This window comes from Vibrio sp. MA40-2, from assembly GCF_047302445.1.
In the GTDB taxonomy this organism is placed as follows: domain Bacteria; phylum Pseudomonadota; class Gammaproteobacteria; order Enterobacterales; family Vibrionaceae; genus Vibrio.
This window is the reverse complement of sequence record NZ_CP178627.1, coordinates 1395066-1413473: the sequence shown is the minus strand read 5'-3', so window position 1 is coordinate 1413473 and position 18408 is coordinate 1395066. Positions and strand designations below refer to the sequence as shown.

At 40.9% G+C, this 18408-nt stretch carries 14 protein-coding genes; 8 read left to right on the top strand and 6 right to left on the bottom strand.

Annotated features, from left to right (window positions below):
- The first annotated feature begins 100 nt into the window (after positions 1 to 100).
- Genes proV through proX form a run of 3 tightly spaced genes read left to right on the top strand, consistent with a single transcriptional unit; the run spans position 101 to position 3414 of the window.
- The gene (gene proV / locus ACLKML_RS06235; protein ID WP_413282850.1) at positions 101 to 1288 is read left to right on the top strand and encodes a glycine betaine/L-proline ABC transporter ATP-binding protein ProV; all 1188 of its coding nucleotides are present in this window, start codon (positions 101 to 103) and stop codon (positions 1286 to 1288) included.
- A gap of 3 nt (positions 1289 to 1291) precedes the next feature.
- A complete protein-coding gene (gene proW, locus ACLKML_RS06230) occupies positions 1292 to 2413 on the top strand; it encodes a glycine betaine/L-proline ABC transporter permease ProW (RefSeq protein ID WP_413282849.1) in 1122 nt (373 codons plus the stop codon).
- On the top strand, positions 2410 to 3414 hold the full coding sequence (proX, locus tag ACLKML_RS06225) for a glycine betaine/L-proline ABC transporter substrate-binding protein ProX (protein ID WP_413282848.1): 1005 nt from the start codon (positions 2410 to 2412) through the stop codon (positions 3412 to 3414). The genes proW and proX overlap by 4 nt, the downstream gene beginning before the upstream one ends.
- 179 nt (positions 3415 to 3593) lie before the next feature.
- Here the strand turns inward: proX and ACLKML_RS06220 are convergent, their stop codons facing one another.
- Positions 3594 to 4577, bottom strand: a complete 984-nt coding sequence (locus tag ACLKML_RS06220) for an ABC transporter substrate-binding protein (RefSeq protein ID WP_413282847.1) — start codon at positions 4575 to 4577, stop codon at positions 3594 to 3596.
- Between the two features lie 302 nt (positions 4578 to 4879).
- Between ACLKML_RS06220 and ACLKML_RS06215 the strand changes: the two genes are divergently transcribed.
- Positions 4880 to 6475, top strand: coding sequence for a 5-guanidino-2-oxopentanoate decarboxylase (locus ACLKML_RS06215; protein WP_413282846.1), 1596 nt, complete (start codon positions 4880 to 4882; stop codon positions 6473 to 6475).
- A gap of 116 nt (positions 6476 to 6591) precedes the next feature.
- Here ACLKML_RS06215 and ACLKML_RS06210 read toward each other — a convergent pair whose 3' ends face one another.
- The 4 genes from ACLKML_RS06210 to ACLKML_RS06195 form a co-directional block, all read right to left on the bottom strand.
- Positions 6592 to 7686, bottom strand: a complete 1095-nt coding sequence (locus tag ACLKML_RS06210; RefSeq protein ID WP_413282845.1) for an iron-containing alcohol dehydrogenase family protein — start codon at positions 7684 to 7686, stop codon at positions 6592 to 6594.
- A 63-nt stretch (positions 7687 to 7749) separates the two neighbouring features.
- A complete protein-coding gene (locus ACLKML_RS06205; RefSeq protein ID WP_413282844.1) occupies positions 7750 to 9177 on the bottom strand; it encodes an aldehyde dehydrogenase family protein in 1428 nt (475 codons plus the stop codon).
- 111 nt (positions 9178 to 9288) lie between these two features.
- Positions 9289 to 10239 carry a DUF2955 domain-containing protein gene (locus ACLKML_RS06200; protein WP_413282843.1) on the bottom strand — a complete coding sequence of 317 codons (951 nt, stop codon included), beginning with the start codon at positions 10237 to 10239 and terminating at the stop codon, positions 9289 to 9291.
- 44 nt (positions 10240 to 10283) lie between these two features.
- Entirely contained in the window at positions 10284 to 11189 is a 906-nt protein-coding gene (locus tag ACLKML_RS06195; RefSeq protein ID WP_413282842.1) for an HlyD family secretion protein, read from the bottom strand.
- A 406-nt stretch (positions 11190 to 11595) separates the two neighbouring features.
- Between ACLKML_RS06195 and ACLKML_RS06190 the strand changes: the two genes are divergently transcribed.
- Positions 11596 to 12489, top strand: a complete 894-nt coding sequence (locus tag ACLKML_RS06190; RefSeq protein ID WP_413282841.1) for a LysR family transcriptional regulator — start codon at positions 11596 to 11598, stop codon at positions 12487 to 12489.
- 120 nt (positions 12490 to 12609) lie between these two features.
- Here the strand turns inward: ACLKML_RS06190 and ACLKML_RS06185 are convergent, their stop codons facing one another.
- Complete coding sequence (locus tag ACLKML_RS06185) at positions 12610 to 13602, bottom strand: cytochrome-c peroxidase (RefSeq protein WP_413282840.1); 993 nt, start codon at positions 13600 to 13602, stop codon at positions 12610 to 12612.
- Between the two features lie 320 nt (positions 13603 to 13922).
- Between ACLKML_RS06185 and ACLKML_RS06180 the strand changes: the two genes are divergently transcribed.
- The 3 genes from ACLKML_RS06180 to ACLKML_RS06170 all read left to right on the top strand — a co-directional run bounded on the left by ACLKML_RS06180 (position 13923) and on the right by ACLKML_RS06170 (position 18406).
- On the top strand, positions 13923 to 16364 hold the full coding sequence (locus tag ACLKML_RS06180) for an EAL domain-containing protein (RefSeq protein ID WP_413282839.1): 2442 nt from the start codon (positions 13923 to 13925) through the stop codon (positions 16362 to 16364).
- A 168-nt stretch (positions 16365 to 16532) separates the two neighbouring features.
- A complete protein-coding gene (locus tag ACLKML_RS06175) occupies positions 16533 to 17375 on the top strand; it encodes an aldo/keto reductase (RefSeq protein WP_413282838.1) in 843 nt (280 codons plus the stop codon).
- 260 nt (positions 17376 to 17635) lie between these two features.
- Positions 17636 to 18406, top strand: coding sequence for a transporter substrate-binding domain-containing protein (locus ACLKML_RS06170; RefSeq protein WP_413282837.1), 771 nt, complete (start codon positions 17636 to 17638; stop codon positions 18404 to 18406).
- The last annotated feature ends 2 nt before the right edge of the window (positions 18407 to 18408 follow it).

Below are 18408 nucleotides of genomic sequence, written 5' to 3'. Positions count from 1 at the left end.
CGACAATTCACAGCTTGAACATTCAAACAAATATCGTTAGAGTACGAATAATTACACATCAAATCAATATGTGAAATAAGTACGCATAAGGAAGCGTTGGATGTCACCAATATTAGAAGTAAAAAATCTCTACAAGGTTTTTGGAGAGAAGCCAGATATGGCGTTTCCCCTACTAGAAAAAAATTTTGATAAAGACCAAATTTTTGAGAAAACAGGGTTAACTGTAGGGGTTAACGATGTCTCTCTCACCATTAATGAAGGCGAAATATTCGTTATTATGGGCTTATCTGGCTCAGGAAAATCAACCTTAGTCAGGTTACTAAACCGCTTGATTGAACCCACAAGAGGCAGTGTGTTATTACGTGGTAACGACATTGCGAGCATATCCGACACTGAACTTCGCCAAGTTCGCCGAGATAATATTTCCATGGTTTTCCAGAACTTCGCATTGATGCCGCATATGACGGTACTGGAGAATGCCGCTTTTGGTTTAGAACTTGCTCATGTCGAAAAAGAGCAGCGCTCTGCAACCGCATTATCTGCGCTAGAACGCGTAGGCTTAGGCACACACAGTGACTCTTTTCCGGATGAACTGTCTGGAGGAATGAAGCAGCGTGTTGGATTAGCTAGAGCCTTAGCCTGTGACCCTGATATTTTGTTAATGGACGAAGCATTTTCGGCGTTAGATCCGTTAATAAGAACAGAGATGCAAGACGAACTTATTCGTCTGCAAAATGATGATAAACGGACCATTGTTTTCATTTCTCATGATTTAGATGAAGCCATGCGTATTGGCGATCGCATTGCCATAATGCAAGGGGGGAATGTTGTTCAAGTAGGCACTCCTGACGAAATATTACATAAGCCTGCTAACGATTATGTCAGTTCATTTTTTAAAGGCGTTGATGTATCTACCGTCTTGTCAGCAAAAGATGTGGCCAAAAAACGTCCAGGAGTGGTGTTTAAAAAGTCTGAACATGACGGCCCCGCTTCAGCGTTACAAATGCTTATCGACACCGACTATGAATATGGCGTTGTTGTGGATAAGGCGAACAAATTCTCCGGTGTGGTTTCTATAGAATCATTACAACAGGCTTATAAAGAAAAACGCTCCCTGATCAGTGCTCAATTAGAGGGCGTCACCTCTATTAACCCAGAAATGTTAGTCAATGATCTCATTTCTAACGTCGCGGACAGCCCTTGTCCGGTTCCGGTCATTGATGATCAGAATAACTACTACGGCGTAATTTCAAAAACACGTTTACTACAAGTACTCGACAGGGAATAAAACATGTCTTCAGAAACATCAAGTAACGACCCTTGGGCTAGTTCAGAACAAGCGGATAGCGACCCATGGGCTACAACAGAACAACCAGCCAGTGATCCATGGGCCACCGCCACCCCAGAAACCGTTGATTCTGGTTCAGCATGGCTGAACGATGCACCAGTTGAAGCCGCCAGCTTTGATTGGATGTCACCTTTTAATGATGCCGTTATTCCATTAGATAATTGGGTTGAATCAAGCCTAAATTGGTTGGTCGAGCACGGACGTCCTATTTTTCAGGCAATTCGCGTCCCTGTTGATCTTATTTTGACGTCATTTGAAACAACACTTGTGTCTACTCCGGCCCCATTCATGTTAATGCTGTTGTTCCTTATCGTTTGGCAGTTTGCCGGGTTAAAATTAGGCATCTCCGCCTTTGTCTCTATGCTCGTCATCGGTTTAATCGGCGCGTGGTCACAAGCGATGACCACTCTTGCTCTAGTCATGACCTCAGTATTTTTCTGTTTACTGATTGGTCTCCCCATGGGTATTTGGCTTGCACGCAGTAGAAATGCCGCCAGAATCGTACGGCCAATGCTCGATGCCATGCAAACCACGCCAGCCTTTGTTTATTTAGTTCCAATTGTAATGTTATTCGGTATTGGTAATGTTCCCGGTGTAGTCGTGACCATTATATTTGCGCTTCCTCCCGTTGTTCGTTTAACAATTTTAGGTATTCAGCAAGTACCGGAAGAACTTATCGAGGCAGGACACTCGTTCGGCGCAAGTTCAAAGCAAATGCTGTATCGAATTCAACTGCCGTTGGCGATGCCAACCATTATGGCAGGGGTAAACCAAACGCTTATGCTGTCACTTTCTATGGTGGTAATCGCCTCGATGATCGCGGTAGGTGGCTTAGGCCAAATGGTATTACGAGGGATTGGTCGCCTAGACATGGGGCTCGCTGCTATTGGTGGTGTTGGCATTGTTATTTTAGCCATTCTACTAGACCGAGTCACTCAAGCACTCGGAGATAAGTTAGCAGACAATAAAACTCATTGGTATCAGCACGGACCTGTCTCGCTATTATTACGTCTTAAACCTAAATCAAATACATCTCAACTGAACAACACAGGAGAAAAACAATGAACCTTTCGCGGAAGAAACTGGTTACAGGGATAGTGATGAGTACGTTATTTTCATCACAAGTTTTAGCAGAAAAACTTCCTGGAGAAGGTATTTCAATTCAACCTATTCAGTCTACTGTAGCAGAAGAAACGTTCCAAACCCTTGTCGTTAACAAGGCATTGGAACAATTGGGTTACGATGTTAACCCAACCAAAGAAGTTGATTATAACGTTGGTTACACCTCTATCGCTGCCGGCGATGCAACCTATCTAGCAGTTAACTGGGCTCCATTGCACGAAGACAAATACGTAGCAGCCGGTGGTGATGATAAGTTCTATCGTAAAGGTACTTATATCAGTGGTGCCGCTCAAGGGTATCTAATTGATAAAAAGACCGCGGATCAATACGGCATAACGAACATCGGCCAACTCAAAGATCCTAAGTTAGCCAAATTATTCGATGCCAACGATGACGGTAAAGCGGACTTAACTGGCTGTAACCCTGGCTGGGGTTGTGAAGGTGTCATCGAGCATCAACTTGCTGAATTTGATCTAGAAGGCAGCATCACACACAATCAAGGTAACTACGCGGCGATTATCGCCGATACCATTTCTCGCTATAGAAAAGGCGAGTCGATCTTATACTACACTTGGACACCTTACTGGGTTAGTGGTGTATTAGTCCCAGGCAAAGACGTGGTATGGCTTGAAGTTCCATACTCTTCATTACCAGGCGATCGTAAAGACGTGGATACAACGCTTTCAAATGGCAAGAACTATGGTTTTGAAATGAATACCATGCGGATTGTTGCTAATAAGAAATTTGCTGAAGAAAACCCTGCGGCAGCAAAACTGTTTGAAATTATGAAAATGAACATCAATGATGTGAGTGCGCAAAACTTGATGATGAGCAAAGGACATAATTCAAGTAGTGATATTGAATCGCACGCCAATGGTTGGATTAAAGCCCACCAAGCACAGTTTAATGCGTGGATCCAAGAAGCGAAGAAAGCCGCTATGTAAGTCTTTTGGCTACAAAAGATAATCGTAGAGAACTAAAAAAGGGTAATGGAAACATTACCCTTTTTATTTCATCTGAACGGTTTGTTTTTAAATATTTAGCGTTAACAAACAAATATTTAGAGTTAACAAGCAATATTTAACATTAGCAAACAATATGTCACGCTAATTACCAATAACAATTATAGCTGGTTGGACACTTTTTCTGCTACCGATTCAGATAACCACTGTTTCCATATTTCCGGATAATTGTTGAAGAAATAGTACATGGCATCTTCTGCACCCGCTTGTTCATCTTCCATCCATGCCAGTAATTTACTCAAATCCTTGGTGGTAAAACCACGCTTAGCCAAATACTTTTCTACCGTAGGATGACTCTGAGAAAATGACGTTGTCACGATGGTATAAGCAGGTGATCTAGGATACATAGATGCTTTAGGGTTTTCACAATCTTCTTGAGTCAAACAGTTAAAGTATTCGTCTTCATCAATACCAGTACCAAAATCAACATTGACCATATTGTACTTACCCATCACTGGCGTTGGTGTCCAATAGTAACCAAACCAACCTTGTTCTCTTTCAAGTGCTTTGGTCAGTGAACCTGATAAGCCCGCACTTGATCCTGGATCAACAAGTTCAAACCCGGCCTCTTCTAAACCAAGAGCAATAAACAATTGGCTATTAGTTGTCTGACACCGCCAACCTGCAGGACAACCGTATAACGCACCAACGTCTGGTTTTTCTGGGTGAGGGAATAATTCAGGGTGCTGCTTAACACCTTCAATCGTGCTTAATTCTGGGTATTGTTCAACTAAGAAACCGGGAACCCAAAAACCTTCTTGTCCCCCTTCCAATAACGCTTTACCCACAAGCTTAATACGACCTTCTTCTACGCCAGCATCAATTGAATCTTTTATCGCATTTGTCCATGCTTCTGGTGCGATATCGGGCTTACCTTTTTCAATCATAGAAGTGGTAGTTGGTACATTATCACCCGGGATGATCTCAGCATCACAATCAAAACCATGTTCAAGTATAAAGCGGTCAATATTGGCAATTAAACTGGCTGAGTTCCAGTTCATATCTGCAATGGTCACACTGCCACATTCTTCTGCTTGAACGCCAAAACTGGTTAACAGCGCAAGTATAGGTACTGTCCTTTTCATAGGTATTCCTTTTTATATCCGTATATTACAATTTCTCGGCTATATTACAGAGCAGAATGTTAGAGTTCAAATTATTTTTACTCAAACTAAATTTATTGTTCGGCTCAAGCAACTTATCTGCTTTTACTTTTTAGATTGATGTATAGTAGGGTGCTTTTTAAAATAGCGTTTATAAAAATAAAATTAGGCTCAAGGTAATTAAACTGGTTTTGTAAATAAAATCATTTCAATTCTAATAATAGGTAGAACTGATTCGTATACGCTTATTTACGAGTCGTTTCGCTTCTTTTAAAGGGAAAAAAATGGCAAAAAAATATGTAACATTAGGCGCACGCTTACCCGCACTATTGGTTGAGCGGGGTATCGACAGCGTATTTGGGATTCCTGGCGTTCATACGGTCGAGATGTATAGAGGATTACCACAGAGTGGACTTCGTCATATTACGCCACGTCATGAACAGGGGGCTGGATTTATGGCCGATGGATATGCGCGTGCGAGCGGAAAACCCGCGGCTTGCTTTATTATTTCAGGACCTGGCATGACCAATATTCTTACCGCCATGGGACAAGCGTACGCCGATTCGATTCCAATGCTGGTTATATCAAGCGTAAACGCACATGGAAAAATGGGCTCGGGGGAAGGTTGGCTACATGAGCTGCCTAATCAAAGTGAATTGGTTTCCGGCGTTGCTGCATTTAGCCGAACAGTGCATCATCCAGCCGAGTTGGAAAAAGCACTCGACGATGCCTTTGCCATTTTTCAATGTGGCCGTCCGCGTCCAGTTCATATTGAGATTCCATTGGATGTTTTACTCGAAGAAGTAGCCGACTTACCTCTGGCAACAAAGCCACTATTAATGCCTCCCGCTCCAGCCAAAGCTCCACTTAACAAGGCGATAGAACTTTTACATCAAGCCAGTTCACCTGTTATTTTAGCCGGAGGAGGAGCGAAACAATCTAATTTACGTCTGTTAGCCGAAAAATTGGATGCACCCGTTGTTATGACCACCAATGCAAGAGGTTTGATGCCTATCAAGCATCCATTAGCGGTGCCTATCTCTCCATCTTACCCGCAAACACGTGAATTGGTGCGTAACGCCGACGTGGTATTAGCGTTAGGTACCGAAATGGGCCCGACAGATTATGATTGGTGTGATGATGGTGGATTTCAAATAACAGGCCCGTTAATTCGAGTCGATATTGACCCTACGCAGCTAAATAGAAACCTAACCTCCGATGTCGGAATTACCGCTGATGCAGCAGAGACTGTCATTAGTCTAATAGAAACATTATCGGAACGAAAACCAAATAACGGCCAACATCGAGCCGCACAAGCTCGTGGAGATAGGGACGCTTTTCCTGCCTCGGCTCAAGGTGATTTACGGCTACTGGAAATCGTACGCGAACACTTTCCTAACTCGCCAGTAGTGGGTGACTCTACTCAAATTACCTATTCCGCCATTATGGGCTACGAAGCAAGTCGTCCTGGCGGTTATTTTTGCTCTGCTACCGGATTTGGTACCTTAGGCTATGGTTTACCAGCGGCAATTGGCGCGAGTATTGCGAGCGAAGAACATGTTATCGCAATTACCGGTGACGGAGGGTTACAGTTCTGTCTGGGTGAACTGGCGTCGGCCATGGAAAGCAAAGCGAAAGTGGTTATGCTGCTACATGATAATAATGGCTACGGCGAAATAAAAGACTATATGCAAGATAAGGATATTCCCTTGAGTGGAGTTGATATCTACACGCCGGATCTAGCACAAGTCGCCAAAGCATGTGGTTGGGTGGTTTATCAGCCTAATGCCGACAATATGGCTGACGCTCTGCTAAAAGCAAAATCTATTGATGGTCCTTCTCTCATTTATATTTCTGAAGAAACCAGGCTTAGCTTTTAACTATTAACTATTAACTATTAACTATTAACTCTAGAAAGATTTGGCTACCAAACGTTTATTCAAAAAAACCAGCAGGAGTAACTATTCCTGCTGGTTTTTTATTCTAAATATCGCTTTTACTCAGCCATCGATACGCTGTAAGCAAGCGTATCGACACGTTTCATTGCCAGCAACATATCTTGCCTGGTGACAACAAAAGGCATGTCTTGTATATCTGACGTCTCAATTGCGGCATCAATAATCTGATTCAGTTCAGTCTCACTTAACTCTGCGATTTCTGATAGGGTCACTGGAACACCACAGGTTTTCGCTAGTTGGATAGCTTTAAGTATCTCACTATCGTCCCTATTTTCCAGTGCTAACAAGCACAGATTGCCATAACCAACTAACAAACCATGGCCAAAGTGACGCGTTTTATCATTGATGGTAAAACCATTATACAAACCATGTGCCGCCGCCACATGGCTGCCCACACCCATGATAGAAGTAAACCCTGCATAAATAAAAATCGCATCCATGGCTTGTTCCAGAGCAAAAGAAGCCTCACCTTCTAGCACACTGCGATACGCATCTGGACCAAATCGAGAAATTACATCGAAACACAATTGGCTATTGCTAAATGCTGACATGTTTAAACTGGACGCCGGATTATTGCTCGATACCACTCTATATTCATACAACTTGGCCAACGTATCCCCTAACCCAGCCGATAACCATTTTACAGGGGCTTTGGCGATAAGTTGAGGGTCAAGAATGACACAATCTGGCGCATTTTTTAGCATGCAAAAATCCAGATACTGTCCATCATTATCATACAAGATCGACACCGTGGCGATTGCTGCGCAAGTCGCTGCAATGGTAGGAATAGTGACAATGGGAAGCCCAACTTGTTCGGCCACTAATTTGCCGGTATCTAACGCTTTTCCTCCACCGACTGCAATAATAAAGTCAACCTCATGTTGCTCAATTAAGCCGGTCAGTACATCGATATTATTTTGACTGCATTCCCCACCATAATTCACACTTTGAACAACATCAATCGTTTCTAAGCCTTTATTCATCAACGGTAGTGCTGCTTGCAATGCTCTATTACCACCAAGAATAAACGCCCGTTTGCCTAATTTCTCAGCAATACTTTTTAATTGGTCCAACGATTGAGAACCTCGGAAAATTTTATTTGGAAAGGACATTTCCGGACAGTCGTTTGTCATAATAATTGTCTCTGATAAATGATTTGAAAATACCATGTGTTCTGTTGACTTTACTTCTGGCTTTTAGTCAGGGTAATGCAGAGTTTTCACTTGCATGAAATCCTCAAGGCCAATCAAGCCACCTTCTCTGCCAATTCCAGACTGCTTATAGCCACCAAATGGACTGCCATAATGTAACTCGCCACCATTAATATGGACCATTCCTGCTCGTAAACGCGCGGCCACTCTTTCTGCACGCTGTTTATCTTGTGTTTCTATGTAAGCTGCCAATCCATAATCGCTATCATTCGCAAGATCAATAGCTTGTGGTTCATCATCAAACGGAATTAAAACCAGTACTGGTCCAAAAATTTCTTCACGCGCAATGCGCATACTGTTGTTTACATCTGCGAAAACGGTCGGTTTAACAAAATACCCTGTTTCATAACCTTCGGGTTTTCCTACTCCTCCAACCAAAAGAGTCGCACCTTCAGCTACCCCCACTTCAATCATGCTTTGTACTTGATCAAATTGCGTTTGACTAACTAACGGTCCAATATGGTCGCCCTCTTGTTTCGGGTCTCCGACTGCTACTTCGGCCGCCACCGCTTTGGCTATAGCAACCGCCTGTTGGTAAACTGAACGTTGAATCAACATGCGAGTTGGGGCATCGCAAGATTGACCGGTGTTGTTAAAACAAGTTAACACGCCTCTTGTTACACTGGTCTCAAGGTCGGCATCTTCAAACAGCACGTTAGGCGATTTTCCACCTAATTCTAATGTCACTCTCTTAACCGTATTGGCTGCATTTTTGCTAATTGCTACCCCAGCCCTCGTTGAACCAGTGAAAGAGATCATATCAACATCTTTGTGCCCAGTAAGAGCCGAGCCTACATTGATCCCATCACCGTTGACCAAATTAAAGCTACCGGATGGAAACCCTGCTTCATCGATCATTTCTGCATAAAGCATAGCACTGAGAGGCGTTAATTCACTCGGCTTTAACACACAGGTGCAGCCGGTGGCCAATGCTGGCAGAATTTTAAGAGCCATTTGATTTACAGGCCAGTTCCACGGTGTAATCAAACCACAAACTCCAATGGGTTCTCGGCATAATATATCGCCATTCGCTAGGTTCTCTCTGCTTTTTAACTGACGCAACCCATCGATAAAACCTTGTAAATGACCAATACCCGTATGCGCTTGTTGTTCTGCACACATAGTAGTAGGCGCGCCAAGCTCAAGAGTGATGATGTGCACCATCTCGTCATAACGACGCTGATAGATACTAAGCAAACGTTCAAGCAATAACAAACGATCAGCAACGCTCGATTGGCTATAGTCACGAAAGGCATCTTTGGCCGCGGAAACTGCGCGATGAATATCCTCACTACTGCCCATAGAAATGACCGCACAAGGCTGCTCGGTGGTTGGGTCAATGACATCGTAATCATTCGGTTTTAGTGGTTCTACCCATTCACCACCAATAAAAAATTTGCGTTTATCTAACATATGCTCCCTTTATGTTTTGAGGTGTCGTTTATTACTGTGAAAATGACTTTTTCACCAATGGATAACATACTACCTTATATCAGGCAGTAAGTGGGGTTCATATAGCAGAGATTATTGACTTTCAGCTGATGGTGTTTTTCCTAATAAATCAAGCCAATGCGCTACAACATAGATAATAACTAATACAATGAACAGTTCCACTGCTCGCAGAGCAATAGAATTCAATCCAAACGTGCTGGAATTACCCGCTACATATAATTGGTATGGAATAAGAAAACCCATTAGGGCGTCGGCATGAATAGCGCGTTCTTTTACTTCTGAGTAATGGGCCAAAAACAGCAGCACATAAACCAATACAAACGAAATAATAAAGTAGTTAAACAAACTAATTTCTGTACCTGAATAGATCATAGACACTATCATCGCCAAACTACATCCGCCAGTTTGTGACAATATTTTTTCTAGCGAGTGGTTCTTCATTTCTCTATGGGTAGACTGCATAGCAGACGTTACTAATGGCACTAAACAAAATACCGCACTCGTCACTTCGTTGATCATAATAAACGCCAAACCGCCCCCGACCAGTAACAACAGTTTTAATCTATCGGACCCAGTAACAGGTTGGAAAACAATTGTCGGTTTAATCACCTTGGCTCTTATAGGCATGATGTGATTGATAAAACTGGTTATTAAAACCGCAACCAAAGTATTAACCAATATGTCCCTGATAAAAGTAGGCACCAACAAGCTATAATCACTACTATTGTGATACGTGGTCACAAAGATAATCATAAACAACGGTAACGTAGCTTGACGGATATGCATATTCGTTATTGCACGTCGACGAACGTGATCAAAATAGAGCATACATCCCGTCCAAATAATAAACGGATGAGTGGAAAAAAACTCATTGAAAAACGCGGCGCCAATTGCTGCGGTTATCGATGGTATAAGCAGTTTAATTAAATCTGGAATATGCTTGGAGTAACTCATGTTCGCTAAAATAATAGCGAACAGCACAATATAAACACCAATGCTTAAATGTAAGATCTTACTCAACATGAGACACGATACAATAATCAGTGTCTTGCGGCTCAATTCATACATTAGTAGATATATCTCATCCAGCTTAACATCGTCATCCAAGTATCGGAGATCGCATAGTTATCGCGAACCATAACACTGGCTCTGCTACCCGCAACAAATGTACCTGGTTCTATATCGGGCGAAATTCGTACACGTATCTTTTGTTGTGGTCTGATCCATCGAGTTTCATCGTCAACCTGAGCTAACTGGTTAGTCTGCGATACGCCCGAGAGAATGGCTGAATCAACCGAAACTATATGGCCCTGATGTACTGTCATTGGATCGGCATCGAAAACTATATTCACTTGCCGATTGGCACTTAACGAGGACAGTCCCTTCTCAGTAAAATCAGCCGCCAACCAAAAACTGTTTTGATCAATCACATAAATCACAGGCGAGGTTGAAGTAACATACATTCCGACTCGATAAGACAAATTGGTTACTGTTCCTGCTTGTTTTGCGACAATAAGCGTTTTATCTAGATCTCGCTGGGCTTTCTTTTGTTCTGCTTGTTGAATAAGTAAAGAACTGTATGCATCTTGCACTGCGCTCTCTGCATCATCGAGTACTTCTTTACTCACCGATTTAGACTTATACAACGCTTGCAGTCTTGTTAAATGCCGCTTAGCTAACTGCCACTGCGCTTTCGATTTTAATACTCCAGCATCCATTTTTTGCTTGTTTATCTCATAGTCCGTTGGATCAAGCTGTATCAATGGCGTACCAGCAGACACTTTATCCCCTTCGGCGACAAAAATAGTTTTAATGTAGCCACTCACTTCTGGCGTTACTTCAATAGCGGTCGTTTTCAACGTTGCTTGGGTAGTGAATGGAATGCGGTTATCACTTACCACCAAAAAAACACTAAAACCAACCGCTGCAATCAATACAATCGTGGTGAAATACGCGTATATATCACGTTTCATAGAAGCCCTTTATCAATTTGTTCATAACTATCTGTTCTCGATAATCTAATTATTACGATCTGTTCTCGACAATTTCATTCAATAACGACTTTATAGAATCACTCATACCCAGAAATTCATTATCAATCCACTCATAACAAATCGTAGGGTTATAAAAAGGTTTGTCTATTAAAAAGCTTACTAACACCAATTCAAACCAAACACCTTAATTACTACCGCCAGTCAGGCTCATTATGTTTACAGTGTTGGGTATTGAGATTCGAATAGTTTATAAGCAAGGCAGGTAGCAAACTTGTAATTTATAAAACTCACAATATGTTATTTTCGGCAACATAATGATGTAGTTAGATTTTAAAGGGTAATAATGCTAATTTGCATAGGGTATAAATAATTTTATGGTTAGCGTATGTCCCTATCTCGATTACGAACTTTTATTGAAGTATATCGTCAACGTTCTATAAGCAGTGCGGCTCGTTCATTAAACTTAACTCAACCTGCTGTATCTCAACATATTTCAGGTCTTGAAGTCGTCATTGGTCGTCCACTATTTTTACGCTCGCCATCTGGGGTAAAACCCACTGCTATTGCTAACGAATTAGCTACGGATATCGGGGACAAACTGGATGCAGCCGAAGCAGCACTAGCATCAATTAGAGCGCGATCGATGAATATTTCGGGTGTATTGCAAATTGTTGGTGACGCAGGTTTTCTTTCTGAGGTACTGACTGAAAAATTATTACCTCTATTCCAATCAGGATTGAAAGTTCGAATGCATTCTGGCGATGTTGACTTAGTCACGAGCATGTTGCTCGAAGGACATTGTGATTTAGGTGTATCGGCACATCCGATTGTAGATAGCCGCTTAAAAAGCGAAAAAATATACACTAGCCGAGTGCTACCAGTTGCTTCTCCTGCTGTCGCTGAGCGACTGACTTCGGCCAGCAATTTTGCCAAAGCGATAAGAGCTGAGCCGATGTTGGCTTACAATTTAGAGCTTACTTTAATCGAACGTTGGTTGGTAAAAAATAAAATAAGCGCGGAGCATCTTGTTCCGTCACTGGTCAGTAAAGATTTACGCGCCCTTCGTAAGTTATTAATTCAAGGTTTTGGTTGGTCGGTTATCCCTGAATTTTTATGCCGAGAGTCAATGGCCAAAAAAGAGATTGTTGAGATACCTTCTCCGGTTGCTACCCACGATATTCATCATCATCTCATTTGGTTGCCGAGTGCGCTAAACCAAGTTCGTGTGGCCCATGCTCGCCAAACATTACTCACCTCACTTAATTGTCAGGTTGATTGACTTTTAACTTCATTTACGAAGCGCAAAACCGAACTCAGTGCTCCTTTTCTTGGATAACGCTTTCCTTAGATCATTCAATCACTCTCTCCTTAACTAAAGAGAGAGTGACTGATTAGCCAATTATTTTACTAACGGTCTTGGTGTTTCAGGGGTAGAAGGTGGAAGATGCGGTAAGGTCACTTGCGGTAATTCGCCAGTAAGCGTCTTCAAGAATGCGGTAATGGATTCTGCCTCAGATTGAGTCATTTCTTGCCCTAACTGCACATCTGCCATAGTAATAATAGCCTGAGTGAGGTCCCACTCTGCGCCATCATGGAAGTACGGGTAAGTTAATTCAACATTACGCAACGTCGGTACCTTAAAGACAAACTTATCCGCTTCATTATTGGTTACCGCATAACGTCCCACCTTTGGGTTATCAGTAATGTACTGTTTAACGATACCCATTTTCTGATACATATTACCACCGAGCAACGCACCCGAGTGACAAGCGGTACACCCTTTACGCTTAAAGGTTAAATAACCCGTTTTTTCATGATTAGTTATTGCTGAATCTTCTCCTTTTAGCCATTTATCAAAACGTGAATTCGGCGTACGTAGCGTTTTTTCAAACTCGGCAATAGCATGCGTTACATTTTCAATCGTTGGCTCCTCACTACCATAGGCTTGCTTAAACATCGCCCGGTATTGAGGGATCGTACCCAACGTTTCAACCGCTAAATTATGACTGAATGCCATCTCTTTAGGATTTTCTATAGGACCCGCTGCTTGTTCTTGCAAATCTGCAGCTCGACCATCCCAGAATTGCACAAAATTCAATTCTGCATTCAGTACGGTTGGTGAGTTTATTGGACCGAGCACCCATTTGTGCCCAACACTGGATTCCAGATTATCCACCCCACCGGTAGCTAAATTGTGGCACGAGTTACAACTGATGTAATTAGAACTCGATAAACGTGGGTCAAAAAACAGCATTTTTCCGAGTTCAACTTGTTTTGCATCGAGACCTTGAGCGGGTTCGATCACTTTTATCATTTCGGTTGACTGCCGGTCTGCTAAGGCTGAAAAACAGACCAGTGACAGTAATGGTACAAGAAGGTGTTTTTTATTCATATGAGCTTCCTTTTGACATTATTTTATTGTTGTCAAAGTAAGGTTACTAATTTGTTATTGTTCAATATTGTGTAAGATCAATAGTTAGCAGATCATTATAGATAAAACCACATTTTTGCTAGGTGTATAACGATTAAAAAAGCATCAACTTGAATATTGTTTTTACCTGTACTTTACAAGATTGTAACCAACGCTCTACACTTAACACTGGGTCCTTGTTTATTAAAATAGTTCTATAGAACTTATATTATTCCTTGTATATTAAATAGTTATATAATATACAACATACCGTGTATCAATAACTTGAATGGAGCCGAAAGGTGTCAAACACTAACCTTACTATCGACAAACTTGTAGGTTTTCGTCATAAAAGAGAAATTTCTTTTACTTGGCATACTGGCTCCAATGTATTCAGTATCGACAACGACTTATTGAAAGATGTGCTTATGATGGCTAACGATATAAGCAACATTGACGAATTTCTAGATTTGTTTTCAGAACAAGATAAAAAGTCCATTGTCGGCATGTTAAAAAAGATATTAGGTGGACAAGATCCAGAACCAATTAAAGTATTTATCTCTACCGATAACGCTTCCGTTAGCTTAAGTGTCCTCACTATAAAACAAATGTCAGGCAACCTTATAGCAGGCGTGCTGATGCCTCTGTTTTTGTCCCCAACACAAGAAGACTTATCGTCATTTTTTCATCAGCTATTCGAAAATAAACATCATGGCGTTCTCATTACCGATGACGAAACACGGATTATTGCTTGTAACACGTTATTTGAAAAAATTTCTGGCTATCGAATCGACGAATTAGTCGGTAAAAAAACATCTATTTTCAACGCTAATAAACATGGCACCGCTTTCTTCCAAGACATGTGGGAAAAAATCCACAGTCAAGGCTCTTGGTCCGGATTAATTTTAAGCAAATCAAAATCAGGCAATATCTCACCGCAAGAGTTACTTATACAAAAAATTGTCTCTATAAGAAACAACACATATTACCTAAGTATGACGCAAGATCTATCCAATAAATTGTATCGTGTTGCAGGTATGGAACATGGAGGTATTGAGTTATTAACACAATTACCTGGCGAAGAAGAGTTTTCTGTAAATTTGCAAGACACCTTGAAAAATTTAGATGAAAATCAAGGATTAATGGTTGTTTCATTGGTGCCAAACTTTGAGAAATCGAATGAATTCGAGCATAAAAAACAGTTAGCTAGCGTGTTGGCCTACCATGAGAATGATTATTCAGCAGGTTTTTTAAAAAAATCGGTATTCACTATTGCCATTACCTATGTTCGAAGCGAAGAAAAGCCACACTCTCTTTCTATTTTTGAAGCAATTCGTAAGCAATTTAACACTATAAAGCAAAGAGTTGATGGAGCTGTATTTAAAAAAATGGGTGAGTGTACCATTGGCGTTTCGGTACTTGGTATGGACGCAAATAATGAACGAAGACTATTATCGCATTCACTGCAAGCAATGTATGAAAAGCATTCGTCTAACAACACCAATATTTGCTTTTTTAACCGCGCGTTGCATGAAAAAGCCAAAACTCGAGAAATCCAAGAGCAGATAATTCGAGACGCGGTAGAAAATAAAACAATTGAAGTGTACTTTCAGCCAATCATTTGCACCCAATCTTGGGAAGTAAAAAAACTAGAAGCCCTGTGTCGATTTAAAGGACAAGATGATCAAATACTGAATACGCAAGATATGATTCAGGTAGCGGAAGATCTTGGCCTTATTTCCGCTTTAGATCTCACCATGGCAGATAAAGCACTAAGCAGCCGAGATCAATTAGTCAAGCTATTTGGTCCGGATGTCGAAATTACCATTAACGTGTCATTAAACTCTGATAAACCTATTAAAGGATTATTCAACGATTTAATGTTCGTGTTTAAAAAATATATTCATCATCTTCCTTTCGTAACGGTCGAGTTAACAGAAAGCGCCTATTTTAATAGTGAGCAAAAAGACAGTAATTTACTGTTTAAATTAAGGAAAAAAGGGTTAAATGTCGCCATAGATGATTTTGGGACAGGCTATTCTTCATTTTCTTATCTTAAAGATGGTAACTTCGATTTACTTAAAATAGATAGAGACTTTATTACCAACCTGACTATTGGTTCGAATAACTATTATATTGTGAAAATGATCACCCACCTTGCTCATACTCTTGACGTTAAAGTCGTGGCTGAAGGTGTCGAAAGCATTCAAGAAGTGAATATATTAAAAGAACTTCGAGTAGATTATTTACAAGGGTTTTACTTTGAAAAACCGATGCCAATCGAGCAATTATCTTCAGATATCAATATGAAAAGCAAAATCAAAGACTTAGTCGACCTAGATGTCGTCGAGGTAGAATTGATTAGTTACCCTCCAATGTTATCTCCACGTAACACTTTGCACGAGATTAAAGAGCTGTTCGATACTAGCGATTTTACTGTCTTACCTGTCGTGGTCGATAAAAAATGCGTAGGGATTGTAACCCGCGAACAATACAATTTGCACGCCACACCATCACTTGGAACGGAGAGAGAAACCATGCAAGATTATCGTTCACTAACCAAAAGTGCCAGTGCAATGATGGATACGAAGTTAAAACTAGTACATGAAAGCATTAATGATGGCGAGATCCATGAGAAAATACGCAACAATCTGGCTTTTCCATGGACAGTGATTGATGACGAAGGTAACTATGTGGGAGTTATTGATAGCAAAAGTGCTATTCAGTTTCTAAATGAACAATAATATATAATATTCAGTTGTTTATATGATTACGATTTAGTTGCGCCTTACGTGGTTTACTTTCATGATCCACTTCTATAACTGTACCAAACAACTCACTTCTAAACGGATAATATGTTAACGTGATATCAACTAAAATCGTTAATGAGCACAAATAGAGGTATTGGTTACATGAGTAAAACTTACACGTTAAACAACCATATCGAAATACCAAAATTGGGATATGGAACCTTTCAAACACCTGATGATGAATCTGGCGCTCAAGCCATAACCAAGGCAATTCAATTAGGTTATCGACATATCGACACCGCGCAAAGCTACCGAAATGAAAAAAGCGTTGGCACAGCGATTAAACTTGCCAACGTAGCACGTGAAGAGTTATTTATTACCACTAAAATAGCGAATTCAATTAATGGATTTGACAACACTATCAACTCGTTAGATGAATCACTATCTCATCTCGGTCTCGATTATCTTGATTTGGTGCTGATCCACTGGCCAAGCCCCCAAAGATTTAGAGATCAATGGCAACATAGGAATAGTGAAGTATGGAGAGCGCTAGAATCCTATTATGCCCAAGGAAAGATCAAAGCGATCGGTATCAGTAATTTTCGGTCTCATCATATTGCTGAACTACTAAAAACCGCAACTATTTTACCCTCAGTTAATCAAATAAGACTGTGTCCAGGCGACGTTGATAATGAAACCGTTGAAGTTTGCCGTAAACATGACATGTTGTTAGAAGCCTATAGTCCGTTAGCTCAAGGCTTAATCTTTGAAAATGAAGTCATAAAACAGATTGCTGATAAATATCAGAAAAACCCAGCTCAAATAGCACTAAAATGGAGTATACAAATGGGCTTCTTGCCTCTTCCTAAAAGTGTAACGGTTGAGCGAATGCACTCCAATATGGATATTTTCGACTTTGAATTAGACAGTAATGACGTAACTTTACTGACCAATTTAACTGGACAATGCGGTTTAGCAAAAGACCCTGATTCAGTGCCATTCTAACTTCCGTTCATTGTAATAATCTGCTTCCAACACAATATCCAATCTCGAACAAAGGGCATCGCCCTTTGTTTTCAAACACAAATTCAATGCGTTCATTACATAAAAACTCGCGCCTCTGCATCAATGTGACGCTAGTTGATGCTAGAAAAGAACAACTAGCTGCATTTTGTATGCAGGCCACGCATAGACTTCATCATCGGCTGTACGATAAAGTGAAAGTGCATACTTAACTGACCATTTACTTAATCATGGAAGAAATAATGAAACGAACTAGTTTATTACTTGTTGTGTTGTCCTCTTTGTTATCAACAACAGCATTGGCCAATAACAAACCTATCAGAATTGCTACCGACGCAACTTATCCTCCTTTCGAATCAGTAACTGCTGACGGTGAAATCGTAGGGTTTGAGGTTGATATTGGTAATGCTATCTGCGCAGAAATGAATAGAAAATGTGAGTGGGAATCTTTCAATTTTGACGGCTTAATTCTCGGACTGAAAGGTCGTAAATTTGATATAGTATTTTCATCACTCGGTATTACCGAAAAGCGTCGTAAACAAGTTAACTTTTCCGACATTGTTTGGACAGGGTACTCTTCAATGCTAAGCCGCACAGACGCAAACCTTGACGCGACAGTTGAAGCATTGAAAGGAAAAGTTGTCGGTGTCCAAATGGGTACCATGCAAGAAGAATACGTTAGCGAACGTTTTGGTAGCCATGGCGTTGAAGTAAAAACCTATCAAGATCAAGATTCAATCTACATCGATCTTCTTAACGGCCGTATCGATGCCTCTTTCCAAGACATGATTCAAGCACAATTCACCTTTATCCAAGATGGCAAACACAGCGATTTTACCAACCTAAAAGTCGAAGATGCGCTATTACCTGCGGATTCAGCTGTGGCTATTCGTAAAAATGATAAAGAAATGGAAAACTTTATGAATGAAGGATTAGCAAGAATTCGAGCCAATGGAACATTCGACAAAATTCAGCGTAAGTACTTTGGCGATTTAGTGTTGTACAAAAAATAACG

Bases quoted from the DNA above. Each gene is read 5' to 3' on its own strand.
- proV (WP_413282850.1), top strand. From the start codon at position 101: ATGTCACCAATATTAGAAGTAAAAAATCTCTACAAGGTTTTTGGAGAG.
- proW (WP_413282849.1), top strand. From the start codon at position 1,292: ATGTCTTCAGAAACATCAAGTAACGACCCTTGGGCTAGTTCAGAACAA.
- proX (WP_413282848.1), top strand. From the start codon at position 2,410: ATGAACCTTTCGCGGAAGAAACTGGTTACAGGGATAGTGATGAGTACG.
- ACLKML_RS06220 (WP_413282847.1), bottom strand. From the start codon at position 4,577: ATGAAAAGGACAGTACCTATACTTGCGCTGTTAACCAGTTTTGGCGTT.
- ACLKML_RS06215 (WP_413282846.1), top strand. From the start codon at position 4,880: ATGGCAAAAAAATATGTAACATTAGGCGCACGCTTACCCGCACTATTG.
- ACLKML_RS06210 (WP_413282845.1), bottom strand. From the start codon at position 7,686: ATGACAAACGACTGTCCGGAAATGTCCTTTCCAAATAAAATTTTCCGA.
- ACLKML_RS06205 (WP_413282844.1), bottom strand. From the start codon at position 9,177: ATGTTAGATAAACGCAAATTTTTTATTGGTGGTGAATGGGTAGAACCA.
- ACLKML_RS06200 (WP_413282843.1), bottom strand. From the start codon at position 10,239: ATGTTGAGTAAGATCTTACATTTAAGCATTGGTGTTTATATTGTGCTG.
- ACLKML_RS06195 (WP_413282842.1), bottom strand. From the start codon at position 11,189: ATGAAACGTGATATATACGCGTATTTCACCACGATTGTATTGATTGCA.
- ACLKML_RS06190 (WP_413282841.1), top strand. From the start codon at position 11,596: ATGTCCCTATCTCGATTACGAACTTTTATTGAAGTATATCGTCAACGT.
- ACLKML_RS06185 (WP_413282840.1), bottom strand. From the start codon at position 13,602: ATGAATAAAAAACACCTTCTTGTACCATTACTGTCACTGGTCTGTTTT.
- ACLKML_RS06175 (WP_413282838.1), top strand. From the start codon at position 16,533: ATGAGTAAAACTTACACGTTAAACAACCATATCGAAATACCAAAATTG.
- ACLKML_RS06170 (WP_413282837.1), top strand. From the start codon at position 17,636: ATGAAACGAACTAGTTTATTACTTGTTGTGTTGTCCTCTTTGTTATCA.